The following is a 25,309-nucleotide window of genomic DNA, read 5'->3' on the forward strand; positions in this document are numbered from 1 at the left end:
TCATGACTGTACGAACACTTGACCATGTGAACATCCGGACAGCCGACGTGCCCGGCACCGCCGCCTTCTTCCGCGACGTGCTGGGCCTTCGCGCCGATGTCGCGCCGGGGGCGGAGTCCATCGACAAGGGGTGCTGGATATATGATCCTGACGGTCGTCCGATCATTCATATCGGCCCTGTCGAGGGCCGCTATCCCAGCGACGACGCGTTTCCCTTCACTCCTGCGCGGGGCAGCGGCGCTGTGCATCATGTGGCGTTGGAATGCGACGACCTGCCCACGATGTTCGCGCGACTGGAAACCGCCGGTCTTGGCGTCGTGCGCAAGGATTATCCGCCGGCCAATCTCTGCCAACTATTCGTGGAAGAGCGGAACGGGATCATCCTGGAACTGAATTTCCGCCTGGAGGACGCATGACGAACGATCCCATGCTGGTCCTGTCTGCCCCGCCCTTCATCCAGGTTCCGCTGCTGGAACGGCTGGCGCCCGCTCGGGCAGCCGGGTTTTCCGCCATATCGCTGATGCCCGGCGACATCTGGGCTTTGGAAGAGGCGGGGATGAATGCCGCCGACATCGGCATGCGGATAGCGGACCACGGCTTGGCAATCATGGAGATGGATTGCACGGCCTGTTGGCTGCCCAGCCATCGCAGCGCTGGGGATGATGTCCCTATGGCCGCCCTGCTCCGCTCGATGACGCCAGACCGCGTGATGGAAACCGCCGCGCGCATCGGGTCATCCTCCGTCACGGCGGTGGAGATGATGGGCGTCACGCCGTCGCTTGATGAGGCTGCGGAAGCCTTTGCCGATTTGTGCGACCTGGCCGCCCGCCATGGCATGAAGGCGCATATCGAGTTCCTTCCTTTTGGCGGCATCCCTGACCTGGCGAGTGCTTGGGCGATCGTTCAGGCGGCGGGCAGGCCCAATGGCGGCCTGACCCTCGACAGCTGGCATTTCTTCCGCAGCGGGGCGAACTTTGATCTGCTGGAGCGCATTCCGGGGTCGCGCATTCACACCATCCAGATAAACGACGCGCCCGCGCAGCCGCAATCCGACCTGATGCACGAGACGATGACTGCCCGTCTTGTGCCGGGACAGGGCAGCTTTGACCTCACCCGTTTCATCCGCACGCTCGATCGGATCGGGGTGACTGCGCCTATTTCGGTCGAAATTTTTTCCGCTGCGACCAGTGCAGCGCCGATGGATGAAGCCATCGCCTCATGGGCGCCAGCAGCCCGCGACATCATCAGAAAGGCCAGAGAAGTACAATGAGTGGAGAAGAAATAGGCGCGGTCGTCGTAGGCACCGGCTTTGGCCTGTTCACGCATGTCAGGGCGCTGCGGGAGGCGGGCTTCGAGGTTCGTGCTATTGTCGGGCGCAACAGGGAACGCACGGCGGAGCGTGCGGCTCCCCTCAGCATCCCGCTGGCATCCGATAATCTGGAGCAGGTGCTCGCCGACGATCCGGCGATCCGCCTGGTGACGGTCGCAACGCCGCCGCACGCGCACTACACACCCGTGATGCAGGCGATCGCCGCCGGACGTAACGTGATGTGCGAAAAGCCCTTTGCGCGCGATCTGGCGCAGGCGCGCGAGATGCTGGACGCAGCGAACAAGGCTGGCGTCGTCCACGCCCTGGGCGCGGAGTTCCGGTTCGACAGCGCGCAGGCGCTGCTGCGGCGCGTGGTGCAGGATGGCCTGATCGGCGATCCGCTGATGTTCAGCCGCATCTACCAGCAGCCGGGCACGGGCGAGGAAGAGCCTCTGGCCGATTGGTGGACCGATGCTGCGCAAGGCGGCGGCTTCCTGGGCGCTTTCGGCACGCACATGATCGATCAGGTTCGTTCGACCTTGGGAGAGATCGTGGCGGTCAACGCGATCTTGCGCAAGCTTTCCACGACCCGCCCCGCAATGACGTCCGACGACTATTATAATGTGCAGTTCAGGACCGCGAGCGGATGCATGGGCGTGATCGAGGCGGCGATGAGCTTCCCCGGCCCGTTCGTCATGGCGACCAAGGTGGCAGGGACGAAGGGCGCGGCCTGGATTCAGTCTGGCAACGCCTTTGGTGATCCCGAAGAGGTGTGGATCAAGGACGGGAACGGCGCGCGGCAGGTTCCGATGCCTGCCGAACTGGTCAATCCCGCGCCCGAACCCTTTGCCGTCGCCGAGCTTATCCAGACGGAAATGGATCGCTGGCACACGCAGGGGTTCGATGTCGCGCCTTATGCCAAGCTGTTCCGCCAGATGAAGGCCAGGATCGAAGGGCGCACGCCGCCGCTGCCTGATCCGGCGGGCGATTTTCTTGATGCGGCGGCAGGACAGGCCGTGCTCGATGCTGCGCGCCTTTCCGCAGCGGAAGGCCGCTGGGTTGAAGTGGAGACTGTATGACGAACCCATCCTATGATTTTTCCGGGGCGCATGTCCTTGTCACTGGCGGCACCAGCGGCATAGGTGCCGCCGCCGCTGCCGCCTATCTTGAAGCCGGGGCGATTGTGACGATCACCGGCACGCGCGGAAGCGCCAGCGAATATGATGGCGACCTATCAGGCTACCGCTATCTGCAGATGGATATTGAGGACGGCGAAAGCATCGACGCGGTGGCGGCCAGCCTGGATAAGCTCGACATTCTGGTGAACAACGCCGGGGTGGCGCTGCCCAGTCTCGGCCTTGACGAATATGAGCCTGATGTTTTCGCGCGCTCCGTCAACATGCTGCTGATTGGCGCTTTCCGCATGGCGCGGCAGAGCGCGGACCTGCTGGCTCAAAGCAACATGGCAGGCGGTGCAAGCGTCGTCGGCATCGCGTCGATGAGCAGCTATTTCGGCATTCCGATTGTGCCGGGCTATGGCGCTGCCAAGACCGGCCTGCTCGGCCTGACCCGGTCACTCGCAGTCAGATGGGGGGAGCGCGGCATTCGCGTCAACGCCGTCGCCGCAGGGCTGACGCGCAGCCGCATGACCGAAGGGACCTTCGCGCAAGAAGAGTGGATGGCACCGACGCTCGCAAGGACGCCGCTGGGCCGTCCCGGTGCGCCCGAAGATATCGCCAATGCGATCCTTTTCCTTTCGAGCCCCGGCGCGGCCTGGATTACCGGTCAGACCCTGGCTGTTGACGGTGGCTATACAATCTCAGGCTGATTGCGCGCACATAGGCAGAAACGATAAGAGCCGGTCCTTACAGACCGGCTCTTTCGCTATGTCGTTCCTTTCGACCCGCGATCAATGCAGCTCGAAATTCTCCTTGGCGGGACCACGTGTCTGGTTCCACAGGTCCACCAGTCGCCACGGCCACGACAGAAACACGCGGCCCTTCGAGTTATTATAGTAGCTGTTCGCCCTCGGGTGGGTCCAGATCATGTTCTTCATCTGCTCTTCAACCTGCCCGTTCCAATGCTCGAAGGCCTGCTGCGTAGGCTCGACAGCACGAGCACCGGCTTCATTGACCCAGTCCAGGCATTCGATGATGTAGTTCACCTGCGCTTCGGAGATCAGGTTCTGCCCGGCCGCATGGTTGGGCGCGCTGTTGGGACCGACCGTCATGAAGTAATTGGGATAGCCCGGCACCGTCACGCCCAGATAAGAGCGCGGATCGTCCTTGCCCCATTCATCGCGGAGCGAACGGCCGCCCTTGCCGTGGATTTCCAGCTTGCCCATCATGTTGGCGACGTCGAAGCCGGTGGCGCAGACGATGATGTCGAATTCATACTCCGTCCCGTCTTTCAGGCGGATGCCCTTGGGGGTGAAGCATTCGATGCCGCCCTGTTCCAGCGTGACATTGGGCTGTTTGAGCGCGTCCAGCCAGCCGGCGTCCAGGATGATGCGCTTGGAGAAGATCGGGAAGTCCGGCGTCATCTTTTCCTTAAGATCGGGGCGATCGTGGAACTTCGCCTCAAGATGGGCGAGTGCCCACTGCCGCGCGCCTTCGTTCATGGCGGACACGGACGGGCTATCGACCGGCCATTCGGGATCCTTGACGACATTGGCGTAGAGGCCGTCGGCCGCGAACCAATAGACGCGGAAACGGAACCATTCGCGGAAATGCGGGATGTAGCGCAGGGCGAACTTCATGCCCGGCGAGACTTCGTGATTGATCTCCGGATTGTAGATCGTCCAGTAGCGGGTGCGCTGGAACACGGTGAGTTCGCCGACCTGATCGGCGATCGCACCGATCAACTGCGCGGCGCTGGCGCCAGTGCCGATGATGCCGACGCGTTTGCCTTCGATCCGGGTGGACGGATCCCAGGTCGCGGTGTGCATCATCTTGCCCTGGAATTCCTCGCGGCCCGGAATATCGGGCCACTTCCAGCGGTTCACCGGGCCGTGAGCATTGATGACGGCGTTGGCGCGAATGACTTCTTCCGTGCCGTCCTTGCCGCGAACCGTGACGTTCCACACGGCTTCCGCATCGTCATAGCGCAGGGCAACCACTTCGGTGTTGAAGCGGATGTTGCGGCGCAGGTCGTACTTGTCGGCTACGTGCAGCAGATACTTCTGCATATCCACGCCCTTGGGATGATAATGGGTCCATTCGGGCGTGATTTCGAACGAATAGGAATAGAAGTGGCTGGGCGTATCGACGCCGACGCCGGGATAGCGATTTTCGTACCAGGTGCCGCCGACTTCGGGATTCTTCTCGATCACGATATGCTCGTAACCGCCTTCTTCCAGCTTCAGCGAGGCAGCAAGGCCGGTCATGCCCGCGCCGATCACCAGCACCTTGAAACTGGGCTGGGGCGGCGTGCGCCCTTCAATTTCCTTGCGGGGTTTGGGCAGTTTGAAACCGATCTGGTCGAACAGCAGCGGCAGGAATTCGTCCGCGACCTCCTCGCCCACGCCGACGCTCATCATCCGCTTCATCAGCGCTTCGGAAGGATCATCCTCCCGCGCCGCGCCCGGCGTGGTCAGCACATGCAGCAGCTTGGCACGCAGTTCGTGCAGATATTCGGCCGGGATTTCGGTGCCAGGGACGGAGAAGGGCGGTTTGATATAGTTGCCGAAAATGTCCAGCATCGCCGCGTCGTGCGTCAGATGCACATAGACCATCAGCAGCGTCTGGATGTTCGCCTCGTCCAGAGCGTTCCGCAACTCTTCACTGTCGGCAAGCGGCAGGCTGCGATCGTGCCAGTCCCGTGCCATCACTGCGCTATCGGCATGTTCAACCATCGCCTTACAACCTCTCCGACTCAATGTACTTGTAAGTGTTTACTTACTTATGGATATTCAGGCCCGCTCCCGAAGTCAAGCGACGCTGTCGTCCTAGCCGTCACAGCCTTGCAAAAAGGTGCGCACCGCCCTGCTGACATGGGCCGCGCATCCCTCTTCATCCGGCAGAGCGGCGTCGATCAGCAGATAACTGTGAACCGGCATCAGGAGCATCGACAGAAGCAGCTTGGCTGCTGCCGTCCTGTTGTCCTGCGCGATGCCCGCCCGATCCAGATGGTTGGCCAATGGCAGGACAAGATAATCATCCTGGCTCTGCTGGATCATCGGCGCGAATTCGGTGAACTCATGCGCTTCGCGCATCAACAGCCGCGCCATGCCAACGGTGGATGGCCTGGTGAATTCGCGGAGCAATGCGACGCCAAAGACGCGCAGATCGGCCTCAAGATCCGCCGGCTCGCTGAATTGCGGCAGCGGGAAACGCTCCACCCCGGCGGCGAGGCACGCCCGGAACAGCGCCGCCTTGTCTTCATGCCAAAGGTAGAGGGAGCGCTTCGACACGCCCGCCGCCTGAGCAATCGCGTCCATGGTGACCGCCCGATAGCCCTGGCGGATGAACTCCTCGCGCGCGATCTGGAGCAGGCGGCGCTTCTTTGCGAGCGTCTGGTCTGCCCGGCCGACCCGCGCCGGGACAGGCACTGATTTCCCTTCAGCAGATGCGGTTGCGGACGTCCCCATCAGGCCTCATGCCGCACTGGAAAGCGGTCATAATAAAAGGCGAAACGTTCCCGAGCGGCGGCTTCGTTCAGGCCGAACACCCCTTCGAGGTCGTAGATCACCTTGCCATGCTTGTTCCGCGGATTTTCGTTGAGATAGCCAAGCAGCTGATTTTCGACCTCTGGGGTCAATTCCAGCCCCGCCAGCGCGTAAACCTCCCGCATCACCCGTTCCTGATCGGCCATATATTCGTGGAACAATAGATCGGCCGATTGTTCCGGACCCCATGCGTCCCGCTGATCGACACAGGCGCGCAGCAGCCGCTCGATCCGGTCCAGCCAGAGGCGGGCAAGCGCAGGAGGATCGATCGGGTCGCGGCGGATACGGTCGCTATAGCCAAGCATGGTGGTCAGCGACCGCAGAACAGCGATGGGATCGCGATGCGTGATGACCATCGTCGCATCGGGGAAAACAGCCTTGATCGCGGCCAGATTTTCCATGTGTTGCGGCGATTTCAATAACCAGCGATTGGGACCGCGATGCCAGGTCAGCACCTGTAGTACCTTCTTTTCATAGGCATAGCTGGGCGTGCGGTCATGAGCGAAATAATGGTCGATCCAACCCGGAATGCGGGACTGGAACTCCCAGCTGTAACAGTTGAGGTCCATGTAGAGCAGTTCATTATCCTCATGGATCGATGCTGCATCCATGCCGTGCATCGCCGCCATGTGGGGCAGCATCGCTTCGAACGCCCCCCATAGCTCCGCGCTGCGGGTTATACGCGGGTCAACTTCGCCGGGCGCAAGTTCGCGCACTTGGACGGGCTCCTCTGCCTCCCAGAGCGTCAGCGACCGCAGCCGCTCATCACGGGCGAGCCAGTTCACGAGATGCGTCGTGCCCGAACGCGGTAGCCCCGCGATGAACAAGGGACGATCGATCTGGATGTCCAGGATTTCAGGATGGCGCTTGACGACATCCTCGATCCGCAGGCGGTTCACCATGACGCGGACAAGATGGTCGAGCAGGGTGATGCGCCCGCCACGGGCCAGGCCTTCATCCTCATCCCACGCCTGAAGCGTCACCGCCATGCGTTCGCGAAAGCTCTGATCCTCACCGAAATCATCGAGGCCGCCGGAGTTGGCAACAGCCTGGGCCAAAACCTGATCCACCGTCATATGGTCGGGCCGGTCGGCGGGTCCCTGGCGGGCCGCCTCGATCATTGGCGTGACAACCGGGTCCGCCATGTCGTCGATATGAATTTCCTGCGGCTCGGGCTGCATGGTTTCGCTCATTTTTAATCCTTCTCAGCGTGTAGCGTGGCGCAAGCCCGCTTCACGCAGCCTGTGGGAAAGTGACGATGACCTTGGCAGATGCTTCGGTGTCCGCCGCGATGCGGAAGGCCTCATCCAATTTGTCGAACGCGATACGATGGCTGATCAGCGGATCGACATTGATCTCGCCGCTCGCCAGCATCTGGAGGCATTCGTTGAATTCGTCTTCCCGGTCGGTCGCGATCGACCCGGAAATGCTGAACTCATTGGCCATCATCTTCCACAAATTGACCGGCATCGGCTTTTTGTGAAGCGCAACGATCACGATCCGCGCGCGGAATTTGGCGACGTCGAGCAACTCAGCCAGTGGCGGCTGCGCTCCGGCGGCGTCGATGATGACATCGGTCCCGACAAAGGGCATGCCGAACCTCTCACCGGTTCCGTGCGTCCCGATCGCCTCGACAAGCGGTTCGCGCGATGGGTTGACGGTGATCGCAGCGCCAAGTCGGCGAGCGCGTTCAAGTCGGGCGTCCGACAGGTCGGCGATCAATATGTCCTTCACGCCACGATGGCGAAGACAGATGATGGTGCACAGGCCGATCGGACCCGCGCCGAGGATCACCACCTTGTCGCCCGGCTGTACCCGACCGATGTTCACGCCGTGCAAGCCCACGGACAGAGGCTCGGCCAGCGCTGCTTTTTCAAGCGGCAAGCTATCGGGGATAGGGCAGATGTCGGCGCCAGCGCGGGCGTGCGGAACTAGGATGAACGGAGCAAAGGCGCCCGTCGGCCCGCCCCCACCGATCAGCCCCGCATCGGGATTGACGGCGCAACGCTGACCCGGCTGAATGCCATGCACTTGCGCGCCCACCTTTTCCACGACGCCCGCAAATTCATGGCCAATGGGCAGGGGTTCAACGAGCGGCGCGCCGCCGCCCAGGCCACCTGCGGCAACATAGCTCAGGTCGCTGCCACATACACCGATGGCGCCGATGCGCACCAGCACATCATGGGGACCGACGACCGGCATGGCGACCTGATCGACGCGCATGTCACCAACGCCATGAACGCGCGCCAGCGGCATGGTTGCGGAATTTTGCTGATCCGGATTCGCGCCCGCGCCTTGGGAATCGCTCATGACGTCCTCTCCTCACTTTTTGTTCGGCGAAATTGGTAAACCAATCAGTTTCCGAGTCAAGAAGAGAAGCGGCTAACGGCGGGCCGAGTGCAGGCCGAACGAAAACTGCCCCGCACCTTTTGACAGGCACGGGGCAGCATCATTCGATCAGCATTAGGCAGCCCCTTCACGCCGGGGCACGACGGCTATTTCATCCGATCTTTGCAGAGATGAGGAAGGGCCTGAGGTAAGCTTCCATGCCTTCGCTGCCGCCTTCGGACCCCATGCCGCTGTCGCCCACTCCGCCAAAAGGCGTTTCCGGCATCGCCATCGCGAAATGGTTGATGCCCAACATGCCCGCATAGATTCCTTCGGAAATCTTGCGTTCGGTGCTCATGCTGTTGGTGAAGGCATAGGACGCAAGACCATAAGGGAGCCGGTTCGCCTCCGTCAGCGCGGCGTCGATGTCGTCGACCGGCATCACGAGCATGAGGGGACCGAACGGCTCCTCATTCATCGCGTCCATTTCGGGCGTCATCCCCGACAGCACGGTCGGCTGGAAGAAGTAGCCGCGATTGCCGATGCGCGACCCGCCGGTTTCGATCTTCGCACCGCGTTGCACCGCGTCCGCCGCCAGCGCCTCGATCTTGGAAAGCTGGCCTGCTGTCGTCAGCGGCCCCATCTGCGTGTCCGCAGCCATGCCATCACCGACGCGCAGCTTACTGGCCACTTCGGTCACGCCCGCGACGAAATCGGCATAGAGCGGCTTTTCAATCAGGAACCGGGTGGGGGAGACGCATACCTGCCCTGCATTGCGGAACTTGAATTCCGCCGCCAGCGGAACGACCGTGGCAAGATCGGCATCACGCGCGACGATCACCGGATTATGTCCGCCCAGTTCCATCGTCACCTTCTTCAGGTGCTGCCCGGCCGCACGCGCCAGCAAGCGGCCAACGCGGGTCGATCCCGTCAGCGTCACCTTGTGGATTTCCGGCGCCGCGCAAAGGGTGGCGGAAATCGCAGCCGGGTCACCCCAGATCACGCTGATCGCGCGGGGTGGCAGGCCAGCAGCCAGCAGCGCCCGACCGATGCGCCACCCGGCGCTCGGCGTTTCTTCGGCGCACTTCAGCACGACCGAACATCCTGCCGCCAGTGCCGGTGCGACCTTCTGCATGACGGTCCATGCCGGGAAGTTCCACGGCGTGAACGCGGCCACGGGACCGACGGGGCGGCGCTGCACGGCCCAGCGCATGTCGCTCGCGCGCGTCGGAATTAAACGCCCATAAGCCCGGCGGCCTTCTTCCGCATACCAGTCGAGCAGATCCGCCGACCCCAGCCATTCGCCCCGCGCCTGCGCCAGTGGCTTGCCGCCTTCGCGCGTCATTTCAGCGGCGGCTTCGTCAGCCTCAGCACGCATCAGGTCAGCGGCGCGGCGCAGGACCTTACTGCGTTCGAAGGGCGAGATGGCGGACCATTGCGCGAAGCCTTCAACCGACAGCCGGGCTGCTTCAGCCGCTTCTTCAGCCCCGCAGGACGGCAGCGTTGCGATCAGTTCTTCGGTAGCCGGGTTGACCAGTTGCATCGTGCCGAGCGAACCTTGGCTGCGTTCCTGACCATCGATGATGGGGCGTGGCGTCGAATTGGTCATATGCAGGGTTCTCCAGGTCTTGGGTGCGCTGCAAAGCTCAATTCCTTGACGATCAGCGGCGCATGGGTTGGCGGCTTCTTACCCTTCCTGATCGGTAGGGGGAAGGTCCGGCCGCCGACGAAAGGCGCGGTTCAGGCGCCCCGAATGAAATCAGCGGTCGGCGATGCAGCGGCCGCTAGCCTCAACTCACCCAATATGCCCGCCCAATAGCTTTCCGACCCATCAGCCAGACGCCAACCATGCAGGCGGCGGGTGAGCAATTGCAGGTCATATTCCTCGCTGATGCCGATCGCTCCATGAACCGCATGGGCGATCGCCGCGACCTGACCTGCGGCGAGGCTCGTGCCATGCTTGGCGATTGCGGCGTCGGCAAGCTTTGGCTGAAGTCCCGAGCGCGCGCCGATCGCGGCGGCGATGCGGGCGGCTACGGCCTGTTCGGCGAGGACGGACAATTGCTGCTGCACTGCCTGCTGCTTGCCGATGGGCTTGCCGAACTGGACGCGTTCATTGGCATAGGCAACGGTCATTTCCATGACCCGACCGGCCGCGCCGGAGATGAGTTGCGCCCGAAGCACAGCAGCGACGGGGCGCAATGCAGCCCCGTTCAGCCCTGAAGCATAGGCGTCCGCATCATGGGGAATGCCGGTTGGTTCGACCTTTGCGGCGGTCAGCACCGGCGCGTCGGGGGCGCCCGACAAAATGTGCGAGGCGACTGCGGCGAAGGGCACTGCGCCAGCGCCCGTGGCGATCGCGATCGGACCTTCGGGCGCATCAAGGCCAGCTGCGGCGAGCAGCGCGCGGGCGATCATCGTATCGCCAACCGGCAGCGGCACGGCATGGCGGCCGAGCAAGGCGATCAGTGGCGCGGCATCCTCCAAAGAGAGTCCTGCCCCGCCCGACTCTTCGGCGACGAGGGCGTCGAGGAAACCGGATTCGACAAAGGCATTCCACATCGCGCTGCTGTCGCCGCCCTGCTCGATCTCGCGGATCGCGGCGGGGGTGCAGACGTCTTCGATCAGGCGAGCGAAGGGATCGATCAGTTCGGACATGTCCATGAAGTGGCTCCCTTCAGCGCAGGCCAAGGCCGCGGGCGATGATGCCGCGCAGGATTTCACGCGTGCCGCCGCGCAGCGAGAAGCTGGGCGCGATATGGGTGACATAAAGCAAAGTGCGGTATAATTCAGGATCGACCGCCTCGTCCGGATTGGCGGCCAGATCGTCACCGATCAGCTGCGGCACGGCCTGTTCGAAGCTGGTGCCGAGGTCCTTCATCAGGGACGCTTCGACAACCGGGCTTTCACCCGCGACCAGCCGGGCGGTAACGGCCAGCGACATTTCGCGCAGCACCGCCTGCTGCGCCATCAGTGATCCGACGAGACGGAGCGTGGCGCTGTCCTTGCGGCCGACGGCTTCGAGATGGCGGACCCAGGCGTCGATCAGCACGACGGAGGAATAGATGCGCTCTGGCCCGCTGCGTTCGAAGGCGAGTTCGGCCGTGACCTGCTTCCACCCCTGCCCTTCCGCGCCGATCAGCGCGTCGGGGGCGAGGCGGACGTCTTCGAAGAAGACTTCCGCGAAATGGGCGTCGCCGGTCAGGTCAACGATCGGACGGATGGTGATGCCGGGCGCTTTCAGATCGACGATCAGCTGCGACAGGCCCTGCTGACGGTCAGCGCTGGTGCCGGAAGTGCGAACCAGGGCGATCATATAATCGCTGTGCATCGCGTTGGTGGTCCAGATCTTCTGGCCATTCAGCAACCAGCCGCCGTCGGCCTGCTGCTCGGCGCGGCTGCGGACGCTGGCGAGGTCGGAGCCGGAGCCCGGCTCGCTCATGCCGATGCAGAAAAGCGCTTCGCCCTTTGAAATGCGGGGAAGGTAGAAGCGGCGCTGTTCTTCGGTGCCGTAATGCAAGATCAGCGGGCCGCTTTGGCGGTCGGCGATCCAATGCCCGGCGACCGGGGCGCCTGCGGAGAGCAGTTCCTCGACCACGACGAAGCGGGTGAAGGGACCGCGGCCGACGCCGCCATATTCCTTGGGCAGCGAGAGGCCGAGATAACCGGCTTGTCCCAGCTTTCGGCTGAAGGCGGCGTCGAAACCCTGCCAGGATCGGGCGCGGCGGTGTACCGGCAGTTCGGCAATCGCTTCCTGAATGAGCGCGCGGAGGGCCGGGCGGATCGCCTCATCTTCGGGCGGGAGGGCGGAAAGGGTGAGTGTTTCGAACAAGCCGGCCTCGTGAAACCAAGAAGGAAGTGGCGAGTAAATCGCGTTTTGTGACTTTATAGTCCAATATCGAATTTTGGTTATTCGATATTCAATGACTATCGGAGGCGATGGCGGCGAAGTTTTTGGCGAGGGGGTTGGCTGCTTCGCGAGGTAAAGCAACACCTGTCAGGACCGGCACTTTCGTCGCCAGGCGAACGAGGCGGACGCCCTGCGGCACCGAGCCTGCGGCGCGGGAGGGCACGAGCGCCACGCCGAGGCCGGAGCGGACCAGGGCGAGAACGGCGCTCAGTTGCGCGGCTTCCTGCGCGACGATGGGCATGAAGCCGGCCTTTTGACAGGCGGTCAGCGTGATCGAATGGAGGACGCTGATGCGGCTTTGCAGGATGAAGGGCTGTTGCGCCAGATCGCCAAGGGCCACGCTTTCCGCGTCGGCGAAGGGGCTGCCTTCGGGCAAGGCCGCGTGCAGTTCGTCGGGGTCGATGACCTGCGTGTCCACGGCCGCGATCTGAAGCAAGGGCAGGCGGACAAGGCCAACGTCCAGCTCGGCGGCGGCGAGTTTTCGCGCGATTTCGGCGCTGGTCGCTTCCTCCAGCACCAGTTCGACGGCCGGGTAGCGGCGGCGATATTCGGCGATGAGGCGGGGGAGCAATTCGAAGGTGGCCGATCCGACGAAGCCCACCCGCAACTGGCCGCGCTCCCCCGCCGCGCCTTCCCGCGCGGCCTCCCGGAAGCGGTCCGCCTGCGCCAAGGTCGCCTGGGCCATCTCCAGCGAAGCCCGGCCTGCTGCCGTCAGCGTGACACCTCGCGCGCTTCGCACGAAGAGGGCGGCGCCCAATTCTTCCTCCAACTTGCGGATGGCGACCGTTAGCGGCGGCTGCGACATGTTGAGCCGCTCCGCCGCACGGTGGAAATTGCCGGTTTCGGCGAGCATGACGAAATAGCGGAGCTGGCGCAGTTCCATGATAGCTTCCATATATCGGATGAGCGAAAATCAATATTAGCTTCAATGAGAGCCAACGCCTAGCGTCCCGCGATCTTCTTTCCATGCTGCCTTGGGAGAGTCCCGCTTGGAACCGTTCCTTCTCGTCGAGCGCGACGGCCCCGTCGTTGTCGCCCGCTTCAACCGTCCCGACGAACGCAACACCATCACCGAGGTCGAGCAGAGCGAGGAGATCGTCGATTTCTGCCGCCAGATGGTGCGGGACAATTCGGTGCGCGCCATCGTCCTGACCGGCAATGGCAAGGCATTCAGCGCGGGCGGCAATGTCAAATATATGGCCGAACGTTCCGGCATGTTCGGCGGCACGCCCTATGAAATTCGCAACGCTTATCGCACCAGCGTGCAGATGATCGGCCCGGCTATCCATGAACTGGAAGTGCCCATCATCGCGGCGATCAACGGCCCGGCGATCGGCCTTGGCCTGGACATCAGCTGCATGTGCGACATCCGCCTGATGGCCGACACTGCCGTGGTCGCCGAAAGCTATGTGAAGTTGGGCATCATTCCCGGCGGTGGCGGCGGATGGCTGTTGCCGCGCCTGATCGGGCCGCAGCGCGCCAATATCATGACGCTGACCGGCGATGCGATCGATGCCAAGACCGCGCTGGAATATGGGCTGGTTGCCGAAGTGCTGCCCGCCGACAAGCTGATGGACCGGGCGCTGGAACTGGCGGGCAAGATCGCCGCCAATCCGGGTCATGCGACACGCATGGCGAAGCGGTTGATGCGCGAGGGCGCGGACATGAAGCTGCCGACGCTGCTGGAAATGGCGGCGGGGTATCAGTCGCTCGCCCACTATACCGAAGACCATCATGAAGCGATCGCCGCCTTCCTTGGCAAGCGCGCACCGGAGTTCAAAAACAAGTGAGCGATCAGCAAACCTCAACCGGTCCCCTAGCGGGGATCAAGGTGCTCGACCTGTCGCGCGTATTGGCGGGGCCGTGGACGACGCAGATATTGGGCGATCTGGGCGCGGACGTGATCAAGGTCGAGCAGCCGGGTCAGGGCGACGACACACGCCGCTGGGGGCCTCCCTTCCTTGACGACGGGTCGAAGGACGCGGCCTATTATCTGTGCGCCAATCGCAACAAGCAGTCGGTCGCGATCAACCTGGCCGACCCGCGCGGGGCGGAGCTGATCCGAGAGATCGCGCTGGGCGCGGACATCGTCGTGGAGAACTTCCGCGTTGGTGGCCTCAACAAATATGGGCTGGATTATGCATCGCTGTCGGCGATCAATCCCAAGCTCATCTATTGTTCGATCACCGGCTTTGGTCAGGATGGTCCGTACAAGGATCGCGGCGGGTACGACTTCCTGATCCAGGGGATGAGCGGGCTGATGTCGATCACCGGCCGCCCCGACGGTGAGGCGGGCGGCGGGCCGATGAAGGTCGGCATCCCGATCAGCGACCTTGTGACCGGGCTATATTCGGCGATCTCCATCCTTGCCGCGCTCGCCCATCGCGACCGCACGGGCGAGGGCCAGCATATCGACATGTCGCTGCTCGATACGCAGGTGGCGCTGCTCGCCAATCAGGCGTCCAATTACATGAACGGGGGCATGATCCCCCGGCGGCTGGGCAATGAGCATCCCAATACCGTGCCCTATCAGGATTTCTCCTGCTCCGACGGCGACATATTGGTAGCGCTGGGCAATGACCGGCAGTTCCGCAGCTTTTGCGATCTGATCGGGCGGCCGGACCTGCCGGACGATCCGCGCTTCATCGACAATGGCAACCGATCGCCCAACCGCAAGGCGTTGCAGGACGAGATGGGACCGGCGATCGCCAAGTGGAAGTCGGACGATCTGATCGCCGCGATGGAAGCGGCGAAGCTGCCGGGTGGACGGGTCAATGAGATACCCGACATTCTTGCCGACGAGCATATCGCCGCGCGTGGCGTCATCAAGGACATGGTCCGGTCGGACGGCACGCCGGTCAAGGTGCTGGGCTATCCGGGGAAATTTTCCAAGACGCCCGCCGACTATCGCCGCGCGCCGCCGCGTTCGGGTGAGGACACGCGTGACGTGTTGAGCGACGTGCTGGGATTGTCCGAAGGGCAGATCGCGGCGCTTGTGGAAGCGGGGGTTATCGCGGAAAAGCTGCATTGAGTTTTTTTCACGCGGAGGCGCGGAGACGCGGAGAAGGTGCTGAAGGACGCAACTCCTCGTCACCCCGGACTTGATCCGGGGTCTCGCTTCTTTGTTCGCCGCGCCCTGAGGGCAGCGGGACCCCGGATCAAGTCCGGGGTGACGGAGTAACGGGGTTCATCATGCCGGGACCGCCCGGCTCGAAATTTGAGAGAGGAAGATAGAATGACCACCAAGATCGGCTTCATCGGCCTGGGCGCCATGGGCCTGCCCATGTCATCGAACCTTCAGCGCAAGGGCTTTGCCGTTACGGTGTACGACATCGACGCGGAGAAGATGGACAAGGTTGCAGCGCTCGGCGCGGCCAAAGCCGCGAGCGTCGCGGAAGCGGTGCGCGGTCAGGACATCGTCTTCACCGTTCTGCCCGCGACCCAGCATGTCGAGGCGGTGGTGCTGGGCGAAGATGGCGTGCTGGCGCACATCGATGCGGGCACGCTGCTGGTCGATCTGTCCACGATCGACACCAAGGGCACCGATCGCGTCATCGCGGCCTGCCGGGACAAGGGCATCGCCTTCATCGATTCGCCGATCGGCCGCCTGTCTTTCCATGCCGAACGCGGGGAATCGCTGTTCATGGTCGGCGCGGAAGATGCGGACTTCGCGCGCGTCGAGCCAGCCCTGAAGGCGATGGGCACGGACATCTTCCGCTGCGGCAAGCCCGGCTTGGGCACCCGCATGAAGATCGTCAACAATCTGATGCTGCTGTCGACCGCGCAGATCGACGCGGAGTGCATCGCCCTTGGCACCAAGCTGGGCCTCGACATCCAGACGATGCATGATGTCACCGGCGGCACTACGGCACGCAATGGTTCCTTCCATGTGCTGATGGCGAACAAGGTGCTGAAGGGTGATATGGAGCCCGGCTTCACCATCGACCTCGCCTTCAAGGACCTGACGCTGGCGATGAACGCGGCGGCGGAAAACCGCGTCGGCCTGCCCATGGGCGCGGCGGCGCATGCGGCGTTCGGTGGCGCGCGGGCAACCGATTATGCGACGAAGGATTATTCGGCGCTGCTCGACTATGCCTGCCGCAATGCGGGTATCAAGACGCCACGGATGGACTGATCCGGAAAGGCCGTGAGCGCGCCGCAACTGATCGCCACCTGCTGGACCACGGCAGGCAATGTCCGGCCCGACCGGCCGGACAATCTGGGCCGCTTTCCGCTGGAGCAGCGGATCGAGGCGGCGGCGCGCGCGGGCTATGCGGGGACCGGCTTTTGGCTGGGCGACCTGCTTGCCTGGGAGGCGAGCGGGCGGGACTATCGCTCGCTTAAGCGGCGGCTGGATGATGCCGGGCAAAAGATCGTCGAGCTGGAATATCTGGCCGACTGGTTTGCATCGGGGGAGCGTCGCGCTCGGTCGGATGCGGCAAGGGCTGAACTGTTCCGCGCCGCCGATGCGTTGGGTGCGCGCCATATCAAGGTGATGCCGCCGTTCCTGCCCGACGATCCGGCGGGTGACGATCTGGCTGGTGAATTTGCGGCGCTTTGTGCGCAGGCGGCGGATCATGGGCTGATGATCGGGCTGGAGATGCTGCCCTTTTCGATGCTGCCGAACCTGGGTGCCGCGCTGGAGATGGTGGCGGCGGCAGACGCGGCCAATGGCGGTCTGCTGGTCGATATCTGGCATGTGATGCGCTCTGGCGGCACGATGGAGGAGGTTGCGCAACTGCCAGCGCGCTTCATCATATCCGCTGAACTGTGCGACGCGACGATGGCGATGCAGGGTGAGATCACGGAAGATACGATGCGCCATCGCAAGCTGTGCAGCGAGGGTGAGTTTGATGTGCCGGGCTTCATCCGCGCGATGGGTCGGGGGGGCTATGACGGCCCTTATGGCGTCGAAATCCTGTCCGATGCGTTTCGCCAGCTTCCGCTGGCCCAAGCCGCGCGGCGCAGCTTCGATAGCAGCGTGGCGCAGTTTGGCCGCTGATCCTTTAGGCATGATCGTGTTTGAGTGATCGTCACCCCGGACTTGATCCGGGGTCAGGCCCGGGGTGACGGAAAAGGAGCCTTGATACAGATGCGATCGATTGTCCTGTATGCACTGACGATTGCGCAGAAAGGCATTTCCGTCGCATCCGCCCTGTCATAGGAGGTGCATGGCGGCGGGGGCGATACCGTCGAGCATAAGGGGCACTGTTCATGGCTGTGACGATACTGGGCGCGCTGGTCCCGGTGTTTGGGCTGATCCTGATCGGCTATGTGTGCGGGCGCTATGACATATTGGGCGATCGCGCGTTCGAGGTGCTGAACCGCTTCGTCATCGCTATCACCCTGCCCATCCTTACCTTTCGGTCGATCGCCCATATGGACCCGAGCAATCTGGCCGTGCCGGGCATGTTCATCGCGGTGACGCTGGGCGCGCTGATCACCTATGCGCTGGCCTTTGCGATTGCCCGGCGGTTCGGGCGGTCTGGCGCGAATGCGAACATCGCGGCTTTGTGCGCCTGTTTCAGCAATACGGGCTTTATCGGCCTGCCGGTGGCGACGCTGGCCTGGGGACCGGAGGCGATCGCGCCGGTATCCGTGACGATGCTCATCTACTCGGCGATCGTGTTCACGGTCGGTCTGGTGATGAGCGAGGTGACGGCGAGCCACGGCCATGGGGTGGGCACCGGATTGAGGCTGGCGGCGCGGTCGACGGTGCGCAATCCGTTGATCCTGATGGCGGTGCTGGGGTGCGTCTGGTCAGTGTTGCGCCTGCCGCTGACGGGACCGGCCGACATATTGATGCAGACGCTGGCGCAGGCGACGGCGCCCTGTGCGTTGACGGCGATCGGCATCTTCATCGCGCTGCCCCGGCAAAGCGCCACGCCCGGGCCGATCGGGCGGGTCGTTGCGCTGAAGCTGCTTGTTCAGCCGCTGATCACGGCGGGGCTGTTGTGGATGCTGCCGCCGATCCCGCCGCTTTGGGCGAAGGTCGCGATCCTGATGGCGGCGATGCCGGCGGGCGCGTCCAGCTTCGTACTGGCGGGCAAGGCGGGGCGTTGGGCGATGGAACTGAGCGCGTGGGTGGTGATGCTGACGACGACGATGGCGTCGATCACGCTGATCGGGATGCTGTGGTGGCTGGGGGCTTAAAGGTCTTCGGTGACGCGCGCCATTGCCAAGGGGCGGACGAGGAGGAAGAGGGCGGACCAGTCGCCGGTGTCGGCAGCGGCTTCGCGTTCCTGCCGGGCGATCAGATAGGCGTCGTCGCGCAGCCGCTCGAAGAGGGCCTGCACCCGGTCGCGGCCGTTGGGGCCTAGCCAGAGCATGTCCGAGACATAGCGCGCGTCCCCCTCCAGCAGCGAGGGGCCGAGGAAGAAATGCTTTACCACCCGGTTGAAGGCCTGGTCGAGCGGGCCGCCGGGGCGCCAGCGCACGGCGCGGCTGGTGAGTGGGCGCAGGCGTCCGCCGGGCAGGCTGTCGACGAGGCCGAGGCGCCGCAGCCGCTCGATCGCTTCGTCCAGCGCCGCCGTGTCGATGCCGAGCGTCGACTGGCACTCCGCCCGCTGCGCGCCGTTGAGGATGAGGAAGAAGAGCAGCGCGAGGCTGCGGTCGGCGGCGAGGACCCGCTCCTGCGCCAGGGTGAAGCGATCCGCGCCGCTGTCGGCCGATCGAGCGAGCAGGTCGCGCACGTCGATTCCGATGGCTAGGCAGAGGCGGTCGAGATTGTCGAGCGTCAGCCCCCTGCCCCGCAGCCAGCGCCACAGGGTCGGCTCGGCGACGTCCATGCGGGCGGCGAGGTCGGCGACCCGGACGCCTTGCACACGCAGTTCGTGGCGGAGCTGGGCCAGGATGGCGACGACGCCGGGGCTTTCATTTTGGGGCATGTGTGAAGTCCGATCGCTAAATGATCGTATGGGATCATATAATGATCGTTAATGGCAAGCGCGAATTGATCCGGCTGCGTCCTTATCCCACTATGCACGCGAGATAAGAGAGAGGATGGACGGATGGCGACCACGGCCGACTATGGCTTGGGCGAATATGCTTTCCCCCGTGGCTGGTTCATGATCGCACGGGGCGAGGATGCCATATCTGCGCCCAAGGCGCTGCGCATGTTCGGGCGCGATCTGGTGCTGTATCGGGGGGAAAGCGGGCGCGCGGCGCTGCTCGATGCCTATTGCCCCCATATGGGCGCGCATCTGGCGGCCGAGCAAAGTTCAGGCGCGGGCGCGCAGCGCATCGAGGGAGACTCGATCCGTTGTCCCTATCATGCGTGGCGCTTCGGGCCGGATGGCATTTGCAACAATGTGCCCTATTTCGACGGGCCGCTGCCCCCGGCGGCGCGGGTGCGCGCTTTTCCTGTGGAGGAGCGGTTCGGATGCCTGTTCGCCTGGCATGATCCCGAGCAGATGGAGCCGGACTATCCCCTGCCCGACCTGCCGGAATGGGAAGATGCGGGCTGGGTGCGCTGCGTCTATGATGATCTGGGGCAGATACCCGTCCATCCGCAGGAGATTATCGACAATCTGGTCGATGCGCGGCATTTCGGGCCGGTGCACGGGCAGCGGCTCGCCTATTTCAACTCGCGCTTTGAGGGCGTCACGGGGCGGCAGCTGTCCGGCGGAGGTCATGAGACGATGACCAGCGAGGGCGGCGTGCTGGACGTCGATGCTTATTATACCGGGCCGGGCATATTGATCGCGCGCTTTTCCGGCGAGACGGATGCGGTGCAGATCGTGCTGCATACGCCGGTCGAGGATGGTGTGACCCATGTGTGGCATGGTATCATCACGCGGGGACGGCAGGTGCCGCCTTCCGCAGGGGATGTCGAACTGCATGGGCAATATCAGCAGCTTGGCTTGTCGGCTTTCTCGCAGGATTTCGAGATTTGGCGGACGAAGGCGCCCGCGTTGCAGATATTACGATTGCCGACCGATGGGCCGTTCCACCGCAACCGCGCATGGTATCGGCAATTCTACAATCCGCGCGCGCAGGCGGGGGGCCATCAGGGCCGCGCCAATGGCGACCATGCCACCAAGGGGCTGGATCAGGCGCCGACGGCCGCAGCGGCCGAATGACATTCATAACAGACAGAGGATAGTAGAGAAATGAACAGGGATTTCCCGGAAGGCGCGGCGCTCATCTTTGGCGGCAGCGGCGGGATCGGCAAGGGCGTCGCGGTAGAGTTCGCCAAGTCGGGCACGGACGTCGCCATCTGCTATCGCAGCAAGAAGGACGTGGCAGAGGCGACCGCGCAGGCCATTGAAGCTTTGGGCGTCAAGGCCAGCCTGCATCAGGTCGATGTGCGCGATCGCGCTTCGGTGGATGCCGTCGTTGCGTCCGCCACCGCCGCCCATGGCCGCGTGCATAGCGTCGTCTGGGGCGCGGGGCCGCTGGTGCCGCAGGTCGCGATCGCCGAATGGAGCGACGAGCAATTCCGGCAGGCGATGGAGGTCGAGGTGTTCGGCTTTTACAATGCCGCCCGCGCCTTCATCCCGCACATGCGCGAAAAGGGCGGCGGATCGTTCGTCCATCTGGGATCGGCGGGGCATGACTGGTGGCCCAAGCTCGACGGCCTGTCGGTCGCGCCCAAGGCGGCGAACGAGGCGCTGATCAAGGGCATCGCGAAGGAAGAGGGCAAGCATGAGATCCGCGCCAATTCGGTGCTGGTCGGCGTTATCGACGCGGGCATGTTCCATGAACTGACCGCGCAGGGCGTGTTCGACGATTATTGGATCGCCGAGACCAAGAAGCTGCTGTGCCTGAAGCGTTGGGGTCAGTCGGAGGATATCGGGCAGGCGGCGGTGTTCTTCGCATCCGAACGCGCCCGCTATGTGACGGGTCAGGTGATTTCGGTGTCGGGCGGCTTCGGGGTCTGATGCTCGTAGGGCGGTTGTGAGGGGTTCTTAGGGGGGTAGGGCTTACCACCCTCTCCTTTCCCTTCCTGTCCGCTATAGCGTAATCATGTTTGCGTGATCGTCACGCCGGACTTGCTCCGGGGTCCCGCTTCTGTTCTGACGCTGCCGAGGCAGCGGGACCCCGGGTCGAGCCCGGGGTGACGGAAAAGGAGCCGAGGGCGTAAACTCATACGGGCGGGAAGCCGATCCTGATTTGGAGCGCCAGGCTTTAAGTACGCCGCAGGACATGTTCGACGCTGTCGTCCGCCGTCCCGGCTTTCCCTTCGTCGCGGCCGACTTCCCTTTCCAGCGCGGCGCGGATTTCTTCGACCTCGTTCGCGCTGCGATGCTCTATGCCGATAAATTGTTCGCGCGCGGCGTCGAGAGCGCGGATGACCTCGTCCAGCTTTGCCTGCATGGCGGCGGCGTCGCGATTCTGGCTGTTCTGGATCAGGAAGACCATCAGGAAAGTGACGATGGTCGTGCCGGTGTTGATGATCAGTTGCCATGTGTCCGAATAGCCGAACAACGGGCCGGTCACGCCCCATATCAGAATGAGCCCCAGCGCGAACACAAAGCTGAGCGGCTGGCCAGCGGCCGAGGCGATCCGGGTGGCCATGGCGGTGAAGATGCGGTCCATATCATGTCCCTAATGCTGCTGCCGCTGGTCATTGGGAACCAGCAACATTTAGAAACATTCAACCAAGCGAAATGATCAACGCCGCCGCAATAAAAGCCACGGGATACGCAATATCTACCCTGAGCGTCATCCTGCTGGGCTTTGTGTCATGGCAAAGCGCGCATAGTGATCCGCTGCTGTCGCTCTGCCTCGCCGCCGGGGTGGTGACGTCCATCGTCGGGATGGGGTTGCGATGGCTGTCCTATCGCGTGGACGAGACAAAAAATGAGGCCGTCAACAACGCCAGCCCGAACGGCGGGCGTGGGACATGATGTGATGCATCACCTGATCTATGCGGGCGCGATGGCGCGCAGCTTGCCGCATAAATCTGATGATCATGGTGGGTGAGGGAGCCGCCGCGCCGCCATCGGCGGCTGCGAGCAGGCTCCCTTTGCTACCCGTAGATTAGAGTTCCACCACCGACAGAATGTGGCTGTCAAAACCCGGCCACACATAGTCGAACTCCAGGATCAGCGTGTCGCCGATCTGGCCACTCGTCAGCAAATCCGTCTCGACAAACAGCTGAAGGCCGTTGCGGCCATAGGCATAGCGCGTGACGTTGCCGAAGGCCGGTGACGCGTCCAGTTGCGCATCGATTTCCGCATTGCCCTGACGGGGGCGATTGACCTTTACCTTCAGGCGGCCCTTGAGGTCCGGATCATTTTCGTTCGCGTCGATGAGGGCGAGCGTCATCTTTTCGATCACTTCGAAAGAATCGACCAGCGTTCCGATGTGGAACGTATATTCGGGATCGGACTCCACCGCCTCACGCAGCGCAGCAACCGCTGCATGTTCCTTGTCCGTGCCATAGCCCAGCGCTTCGCGCGCGGCCTTGTTCAGCGCGGCCTGCGCCGCGGGCAGCGCAGCCAGGTAGAAGATGCCATCGCCGCGGCTGCGGTTGTCGTTATGCACCACGAAACGATAGAAGTTTCCCTGGGGAAAGGGCAGCATCTGCGTTTCCACGAAGCCCAGAAGCTTGAGCAGCTTGGCCGCGACAGGGCCGTCCTCCGCATTCGGATAATATAGGGCAACATGCCCCATCGAACGCATGCAATCCTGCGCCTCTACCGCCAACGTCGCCATTTTTCGTGCCTCCTGATCCGGCCGCTCACACGGCCGTCATTGCGTGGAAAATTCGCCCGATCGGGCCATCCGTTACGCCGTTAGTTGCGCCAAGCGACCGTTGGCGCAACCTGACCCGCCATTATGCCGCCTGCGTGGAACTACGCTTGTCGAGTGTGACATGCAGGCCGTTGGTGCGCTTGTGCATGTCGGGCGTCTTGTCGCGGGGATTGTAGAACTGCTTGTACCAGGTCCGAACCTTGCCATAGGGGCCGTCATTGGGGATGACGAGCGGGTTGAGGCAGGCCCGCTTGTTCTGCCAGATTTCGACATCCTGGGCGAAGGCGAGGCGGCTGCCTTCCTGATATTCCAGCGCTGCGGCGCGCAGCTCATCCGTCACCGGCGCGGTACCGTCATTCACCTGCACCATCAGGCCATGCCAGACGCGGATCTTGCCATCCTCGATCGGCGTGTGGGTGATCATGATGAAGCTGTCGAAGGTTCCCGCCATCTCCGACTGGAGGATCGAGGGGCCGGTGTACCAGGTGTCGAGCGTCAGCACGTCTTCGGGATTGAGCGTCAGCGTGCGGTGCCCGGCGGCATAATATTGGTGGACGATGTGATCCTTGAACTCATTGGCGAAGTAGACAAAGTCCTTCGCGCCATGGATCGGGATGAAGTGGCCAAAGTCGGCCATGTTGTCGACCACCTCGATCGGGTGGATGTCGAGATCGCCCATATAGTCGATCTTCCAGTTGACCCAGCCCGGCGCATCATAATGGCCGCCAAAATCGGGCAGGTCGAAATTGGGTTCGAGCCCTTCGGGATCATGCCAGATCCAGATCGTGCCCGCGCGTTCCATCGCCGGGAAGGTCTTGAGCTTGGCTGCCTTGGGCACGAAGTCGGAATAGGGAATGTTCTTGCACTGGCCGTCCGGGCCATATTGCCAGCCATGGAAGGGGCAGCGGATCGACTCGCCCTCCACCTGCTCGCCATCGCGCACGATGTAGCTCGTCGTGTTCTTCGCCAGATGCGCGCCCATGTGCGGGCAATAGGCCTCCGTCACATAGACCTGGCCGCTCTCGCCACGGTACATCACCATGTCCTGGCCGAGGTAGCGCATCGCCTTGGGCGTGCTCGTCGCCTCAGCGCTCTCACCCACCATGAACCAGCCACGCGGAAAGGTGAATTCCCCCAGACGATAGTCCGACGATGTCGCCATTTCTTGATCCTCTCACTCGCTACCTGACGTAGCAGGACGGGCCGTTCGCCCATATGAACCATATGGCGATCAGCCCGACCACGATAACTGCTGCCATATAATTTACGCAAAGCCATCCGCTCGCGCAAGTTACTTATCGCCAATAAGCTTGAACTGGCCCTTAATGCTGCGCATTGGAGAAACGGCCACCCGGCGTCACCCCGACGTTGCGTAGGCCCAAAATCACGGAGCCGTGGCCGCTTAGGCCATCGCCCGCGCGGCCGATATGGTGTCGTGCAAGGTCGCGAGCAAGGCGTCGAGATCGGCATCATTGGCGATGCTGATGTCCAGCATGACGGCCCCCTTGGCGACCCGTGCCCGCCCGATGCGGTCGCCGCCCGCCAGGATGGCGATCTCACCCATATCCCTGGGCCGCCGCGCGGCGGCCTGACGCAGGCGGGACAGGACCGTCGCGGATGGCAGCAGCGGCCCGTCACCGGCCGCCCGCGCCTGCTGCTCTGTCGCGATGATCCGCGCTTCGGCGATCACGTCCGCTCGCTGCTCGTTCCTGCGCAGCAGCGGGGTCAGCAATTCGGAATAGCGGACCTTCAGATCTTCCTTCGTGGCGAAGGCCTGGATCACCTCTTCGGGAAGTTGGGCAAGGGCGAGCAGGCGGCTCAACTGGCTGTTGGACAGGCCCAGCGCTTGCGCCATGCGCGATTGTACGCCGCCGTAGAAGCGGTCGACCGCCTGCTGATAGCTGCGCGCGCGGTCGAGTTCGCAAATGTCGGCCCGTTCCCGATTCTCGATGTCGGCCAGCCGGAAGGCTTCCTCGTCCGACAGCTCGACCAGCAGCGCGTTGAGGCGCAATTCAGGGCGGCCATTATGGTTGAGCCAGTCGATCGCAAAGCGGCGCCTGCTGCCGACCAGCAACTGGTAGGGCTGTTCCGACGCGCCGGGGTTCAACCGCACCAGCACGGGAATGCGGTTGCCGCCCTCGGCCGCTATGGATTCGATCAGCGACCGGCAGCTGTCGGGATTGAGGCCCGGCTGATCGCGCGGATTGCCGTCCCAGACCACGCATTCGTCCGGCCGGATCAGCATCGGCGCGCGGCTGTCGATCCTGGCCTCGGCAAAGCTGGTGAGCCGGTCGTCCAGGCGACCCAGCGCCTCCTGCTCCGCCATGGCCGCGCGGCCGGTTTTGCCATCGCGGGACAGCGTCGCCATCATCTCCCGTATCAAGGCCACCATTCC

General features: G+C 63.4%; 25 protein-coding genes. 12 read left to right on the plus strand and 13 right to left on the minus strand.

Going from position 1 to position 25,309, the window contains the following annotated elements; genetic code table 11:
- Nucleotides 1-2: 2 nt before the first annotated feature.
- From AC6JBC_RS16620 to AC6JBC_RS16635, 4 genes are read left to right on the plus strand one after another with little or no spacing between them, the layout of a single operon-like run.
- Nucleotides 3-416, plus strand: a complete 414-nt coding sequence (locus AC6JBC_RS16620) for a VOC family protein (RefSeq protein WP_498026573.1) — start codon at nt 3-5, stop codon at nt 414-416.
- The gene (locus AC6JBC_RS16625) at nt 413-1,270 is read left to right on the plus strand and encodes a sugar phosphate isomerase/epimerase family protein (protein WP_498026574.1); all 858 of its coding nucleotides are present in this window, start codon (nt 413-415) and stop codon (nt 1,268-1,270) included. The genes AC6JBC_RS16620 and AC6JBC_RS16625 overlap by 4 nt, the downstream gene beginning before the upstream one ends.
- A complete protein-coding gene (locus AC6JBC_RS16630) occupies nt 1,267-2,388 on the plus strand; it encodes a Gfo/Idh/MocA family protein (protein WP_498026575.1) in 1,122 nt (373 codons plus the stop codon). The genes AC6JBC_RS16625 and AC6JBC_RS16630 overlap by 4 nt, the downstream gene beginning before the upstream one ends.
- The gene (locus tag AC6JBC_RS16635; protein WP_498026576.1) at nt 2,385-3,137 is read left to right on the plus strand and encodes an SDR family NAD(P)-dependent oxidoreductase; all 753 of its coding nucleotides are present in this window, start codon (nt 2,385-2,387) and stop codon (nt 3,135-3,137) included. The genes AC6JBC_RS16630 and AC6JBC_RS16635 overlap by 4 nt, the downstream gene beginning before the upstream one ends.
- An 81-nt stretch (nt 3,138-3,218) precedes the next feature.
- Here AC6JBC_RS16635 and AC6JBC_RS16640 read toward each other — a convergent pair whose 3' ends face one another.
- From AC6JBC_RS16640 to AC6JBC_RS16675, 8 genes are all read right to left on the minus strand, one after another.
- Nucleotides 3,219-5,162, minus strand: coding sequence for a flavin-containing monooxygenase (locus tag AC6JBC_RS16640; RefSeq protein ID WP_498026577.1), 1,944 nt, complete (start codon nt 5,160-5,162; stop codon nt 3,219-3,221).
- A gap of 93 nt (nt 5,163-5,255) precedes the next feature.
- Nucleotides 5,256-5,858: a TetR/AcrR family transcriptional regulator gene (locus AC6JBC_RS16645; RefSeq protein ID WP_498026578.1), complete on the minus strand. Its 603-nt coding sequence runs from the start codon at nt 5,856-5,858 to the stop codon at nt 5,256-5,258.
- A 38-nt stretch (nt 5,859-5,896) separates the two neighbouring features.
- Nucleotides 5,897-7,168: a sulfotransferase family protein gene (locus tag AC6JBC_RS16650; RefSeq protein WP_498026579.1), complete on the minus strand. Its 1,272-nt coding sequence runs from the start codon at nt 7,166-7,168 to the stop codon at nt 5,897-5,899.
- A 40-nt stretch (nt 7,169-7,208) separates the two neighbouring features.
- On the minus strand, nt 7,209-8,285 hold the full coding sequence (locus AC6JBC_RS16655; protein WP_498026580.1) for a zinc-dependent alcohol dehydrogenase: 1,077 nt from the start codon (nt 8,283-8,285) through the stop codon (nt 7,209-7,211).
- Between the two features lie 190 nt (nt 8,286-8,475).
- Nucleotides 8,476-9,912 (minus strand): NAD-dependent succinate-semialdehyde dehydrogenase, encoded by a 1,437-nt coding sequence (locus tag AC6JBC_RS16660; RefSeq protein WP_498026581.1) that lies wholly within the window; start codon nt 9,910-9,912, stop codon nt 8,476-8,478.
- Nucleotides 9,913-10,043: 131 nt separating this feature from the next.
- Nucleotides 10,044-10,967 carry an acyl-CoA dehydrogenase family protein gene (locus tag AC6JBC_RS16665; RefSeq protein ID WP_498026582.1) on the minus strand — a complete coding sequence of 308 codons (924 nt, stop codon included), beginning with the start codon at nt 10,965-10,967 and terminating at the stop codon, nt 10,044-10,046.
- A 13-nt stretch (nt 10,968-10,980) separates the two neighbouring features.
- A complete protein-coding gene (locus tag AC6JBC_RS16670) occupies nt 10,981-12,135 on the minus strand; it encodes an acyl-CoA dehydrogenase family protein (RefSeq protein WP_498026583.1) in 1,155 nt (384 codons plus the stop codon).
- A gap of 88 nt (nt 12,136-12,223) precedes the next feature.
- Nucleotides 12,224-13,096 carry a LysR family transcriptional regulator gene (locus AC6JBC_RS16675; protein WP_498026584.1) on the minus strand — a complete coding sequence of 291 codons (873 nt, stop codon included), beginning with the start codon at nt 13,094-13,096 and terminating at the stop codon, nt 12,224-12,226.
- A 106-nt stretch (nt 13,097-13,202) separates the two neighbouring features.
- On the opposite strand from AC6JBC_RS16675, the gene AC6JBC_RS16680 reads away from it, so the two are divergent.
- From AC6JBC_RS16680 to AC6JBC_RS16700, 5 genes are all read left to right on the plus strand, one after another.
- Nucleotides 13,203-14,003: a crotonase/enoyl-CoA hydratase family protein gene (locus tag AC6JBC_RS16680; RefSeq protein ID WP_498026585.1), complete on the plus strand. Its 801-nt coding sequence runs from the start codon at nt 13,203-13,205 to the stop codon at nt 14,001-14,003.
- A complete protein-coding gene (locus tag AC6JBC_RS16685) occupies nt 14,000-15,244 on the plus strand; it encodes a CaiB/BaiF CoA transferase family protein (RefSeq protein ID WP_498026586.1) in 1,245 nt (414 codons plus the stop codon). Before AC6JBC_RS16680 ends, AC6JBC_RS16685 begins: the two co-directional genes overlap by 4 nt.
- A gap of 204 nt (nt 15,245-15,448) precedes the next feature.
- Complete coding sequence (locus AC6JBC_RS16690) at nt 15,449-16,348, plus strand: NAD(P)-dependent oxidoreductase (protein ID WP_498026587.1); 900 nt, start codon at nt 15,449-15,451, stop codon at nt 16,346-16,348.
- 12 nt (nt 16,349-16,360) lie between these two features.
- The gene (locus AC6JBC_RS16695; protein WP_498026588.1) at nt 16,361-17,215 is read left to right on the plus strand and encodes a sugar phosphate isomerase/epimerase family protein; all 855 of its coding nucleotides are present in this window, start codon (nt 16,361-16,363) and stop codon (nt 17,213-17,215) included.
- 212 nt (nt 17,216-17,427) lie between these two features.
- Nucleotides 17,428-18,366, plus strand: a complete 939-nt coding sequence (locus tag AC6JBC_RS16700) for an AEC family transporter (RefSeq protein ID WP_498026589.1) — start codon at nt 17,428-17,430, stop codon at nt 18,364-18,366.
- Here the strand turns inward: AC6JBC_RS16700 and AC6JBC_RS16705 are convergent.
- The gene (locus AC6JBC_RS16705) at nt 18,363-19,100 is read right to left on the minus strand and encodes a helix-turn-helix domain-containing protein (protein ID WP_498026590.1); all 738 of its coding nucleotides are present in this window, start codon (nt 19,098-19,100) and stop codon (nt 18,363-18,365) included. The genes AC6JBC_RS16700 and AC6JBC_RS16705 overlap by 4 nt on opposite strands.
- A gap of 123 nt (nt 19,101-19,223) precedes the next feature.
- Between AC6JBC_RS16705 and AC6JBC_RS16710 the strand changes: the two genes are divergently transcribed.
- The gene (locus tag AC6JBC_RS16710; RefSeq protein WP_498026591.1) at nt 19,224-20,294 is read left to right on the plus strand and encodes an aromatic ring-hydroxylating dioxygenase subunit alpha; all 1,071 of its coding nucleotides are present in this window, start codon (nt 19,224-19,226) and stop codon (nt 20,292-20,294) included.
- 30 nt (nt 20,295-20,324) lie between these two features.
- The gene (locus AC6JBC_RS16715; protein WP_498026592.1) at nt 20,325-21,095 is read left to right on the plus strand and encodes an SDR family NAD(P)-dependent oxidoreductase; all 771 of its coding nucleotides are present in this window, start codon (nt 20,325-20,327) and stop codon (nt 21,093-21,095) included.
- A 247-nt stretch (nt 21,096-21,342) separates the two neighbouring features.
- Here the strand turns inward: AC6JBC_RS16715 and AC6JBC_RS16720 are convergent, their stop codons facing one another.
- The gene (locus AC6JBC_RS16720) at nt 21,343-21,753 is read right to left on the minus strand and encodes a low affinity iron permease family protein (protein ID WP_498026593.1); all 411 of its coding nucleotides are present in this window, start codon (nt 21,751-21,753) and stop codon (nt 21,343-21,345) included.
- Between the two features lie 71 nt (nt 21,754-21,824).
- On the opposite strand from AC6JBC_RS16720, the gene AC6JBC_RS16725 reads away from it, so the two are divergent.
- Entirely contained in the window at nt 21,825-22,064 is a 240-nt protein-coding gene (locus tag AC6JBC_RS16725; protein ID WP_464789407.1) for a hypothetical protein, read from the plus strand.
- Between the two features lie 133 nt (nt 22,065-22,197).
- Here the strand turns inward: AC6JBC_RS16725 and AC6JBC_RS16730 are convergent, their stop codons facing one another.
- From AC6JBC_RS16730 to AC6JBC_RS16740, 3 genes are all read right to left on the minus strand, one after another.
- The gene (locus AC6JBC_RS16730) at nt 22,198-22,875 is read right to left on the minus strand and encodes a hypothetical protein (protein ID WP_464780568.1); all 678 of its coding nucleotides are present in this window, start codon (nt 22,873-22,875) and stop codon (nt 22,198-22,200) included.
- A gap of 121 nt (nt 22,876-22,996) precedes the next feature.
- The gene (locus AC6JBC_RS16735; RefSeq protein WP_498026594.1) at nt 22,997-24,076 is read right to left on the minus strand and encodes an aromatic ring-hydroxylating dioxygenase subunit alpha; all 1,080 of its coding nucleotides are present in this window, start codon (nt 24,074-24,076) and stop codon (nt 22,997-22,999) included.
- A 240-nt stretch (nt 24,077-24,316) separates the two neighbouring features.
- Entirely contained in the window at nt 24,317-25,306 is a 990-nt protein-coding gene (locus tag AC6JBC_RS16740; RefSeq protein ID WP_498026595.1) for a ParB/RepB/Spo0J family partition protein, read from the minus strand.
- Nucleotides 25,307-25,309 lie beyond the last annotated feature (3 nt).

The sequence above is a fragment of the Sphingobium sp. RC1 genome (assembly GCF_059738765.1).

What these genes read in the sequence shown, in the direction of transcription:
- AC6JBC_RS16620 (WP_498026573.1), top strand. Translation starts at nt 3, where the DNA reads ATGACTGTACGAACACTTGACCATGTGAACATCCGGACAGCCGACGTG.
- AC6JBC_RS16625 (WP_498026574.1), top strand. Translation starts at nt 413, where the DNA reads ATGACGAACGATCCCATGCTGGTCCTGTCTGCCCCGCCCTTCATCCAG.
- AC6JBC_RS16630 (WP_498026575.1), top strand. Translation starts at nt 1,267, where the DNA reads ATGAGTGGAGAAGAAATAGGCGCGGTCGTCGTAGGCACCGGCTTTGGC.
- AC6JBC_RS16635 (WP_498026576.1), top strand. Translation starts at nt 2,385, where the DNA reads ATGACGAACCCATCCTATGATTTTTCCGGGGCGCATGTCCTTGTCACT.
- AC6JBC_RS16640 (WP_498026577.1), bottom strand. Translation starts at nt 5,162, where the DNA reads ATGGTTGAACATGCCGATAGCGCAGTGATGGCACGGGACTGGCACGAT.
- AC6JBC_RS16650 (WP_498026579.1), bottom strand. Translation starts at nt 7,168, where the DNA reads ATGAGCGAAACCATGCAGCCCGAGCCGCAGGAAATTCATATCGACGAC.
- AC6JBC_RS16655 (WP_498026580.1), bottom strand. Translation starts at nt 8,285, where the DNA reads ATGAGCGATTCCCAAGGCGCGGGCGCGAATCCGGATCAGCAAAATTCC.
- AC6JBC_RS16660 (WP_498026581.1), bottom strand. Translation starts at nt 9,912, where the DNA reads ATGACCAATTCGACGCCACGCCCCATCATCGATGGTCAGGAACGCAGC.
- AC6JBC_RS16665 (WP_498026582.1), bottom strand. Translation starts at nt 10,967, where the DNA reads ATGGACATGTCCGAACTGATCGATCCCTTCGCTCGCCTGATCGAAGAC.
- AC6JBC_RS16675 (WP_498026584.1), bottom strand. Translation starts at nt 13,096, where the DNA reads ATGGAACTGCGCCAGCTCCGCTATTTCGTCATGCTCGCCGAAACCGGC.
- AC6JBC_RS16690 (WP_498026587.1), top strand. Translation starts at nt 15,449, where the DNA reads ATGACCACCAAGATCGGCTTCATCGGCCTGGGCGCCATGGGCCTGCCC.
- AC6JBC_RS16700 (WP_498026589.1), top strand. Translation starts at nt 17,428, where the DNA reads ATGGCTGTGACGATACTGGGCGCGCTGGTCCCGGTGTTTGGGCTGATC.
- AC6JBC_RS16705 (WP_498026590.1), bottom strand. Translation starts at nt 19,100, where the DNA reads ATGCCCCAAAATGAAAGCCCCGGCGTCGTCGCCATCCTGGCCCAGCTC.
- AC6JBC_RS16710 (WP_498026591.1), top strand. Translation starts at nt 19,224, where the DNA reads ATGGCGACCACGGCCGACTATGGCTTGGGCGAATATGCTTTCCCCCGT.
- AC6JBC_RS16715 (WP_498026592.1), top strand. Translation starts at nt 20,325, where the DNA reads ATGAACAGGGATTTCCCGGAAGGCGCGGCGCTCATCTTTGGCGGCAGC.
- AC6JBC_RS16720 (WP_498026593.1), bottom strand. Translation starts at nt 21,753, where the DNA reads ATGGACCGCATCTTCACCGCCATGGCCACCCGGATCGCCTCGGCCGCT.
- AC6JBC_RS16725 (WP_464789407.1), top strand. Translation starts at nt 21,825, where the DNA reads ATGATCAACGCCGCCGCAATAAAAGCCACGGGATACGCAATATCTACC.
- AC6JBC_RS16730 (WP_464780568.1), bottom strand. Translation starts at nt 22,875, where the DNA reads ATGGCGACGTTGGCGGTAGAGGCGCAGGATTGCATGCGTTCGATGGGG.
- AC6JBC_RS16735 (WP_498026594.1), bottom strand. Translation starts at nt 24,076, where the DNA reads ATGGCGACATCGTCGGACTATCGTCTGGGGGAATTCACCTTTCCGCGT.
- AC6JBC_RS16740 (WP_498026595.1), bottom strand. Translation starts at nt 25,306, where the DNA reads ATGGTGGCCTTGATACGGGAGATGATGGCGACGCTGTCCCGCGATGGC.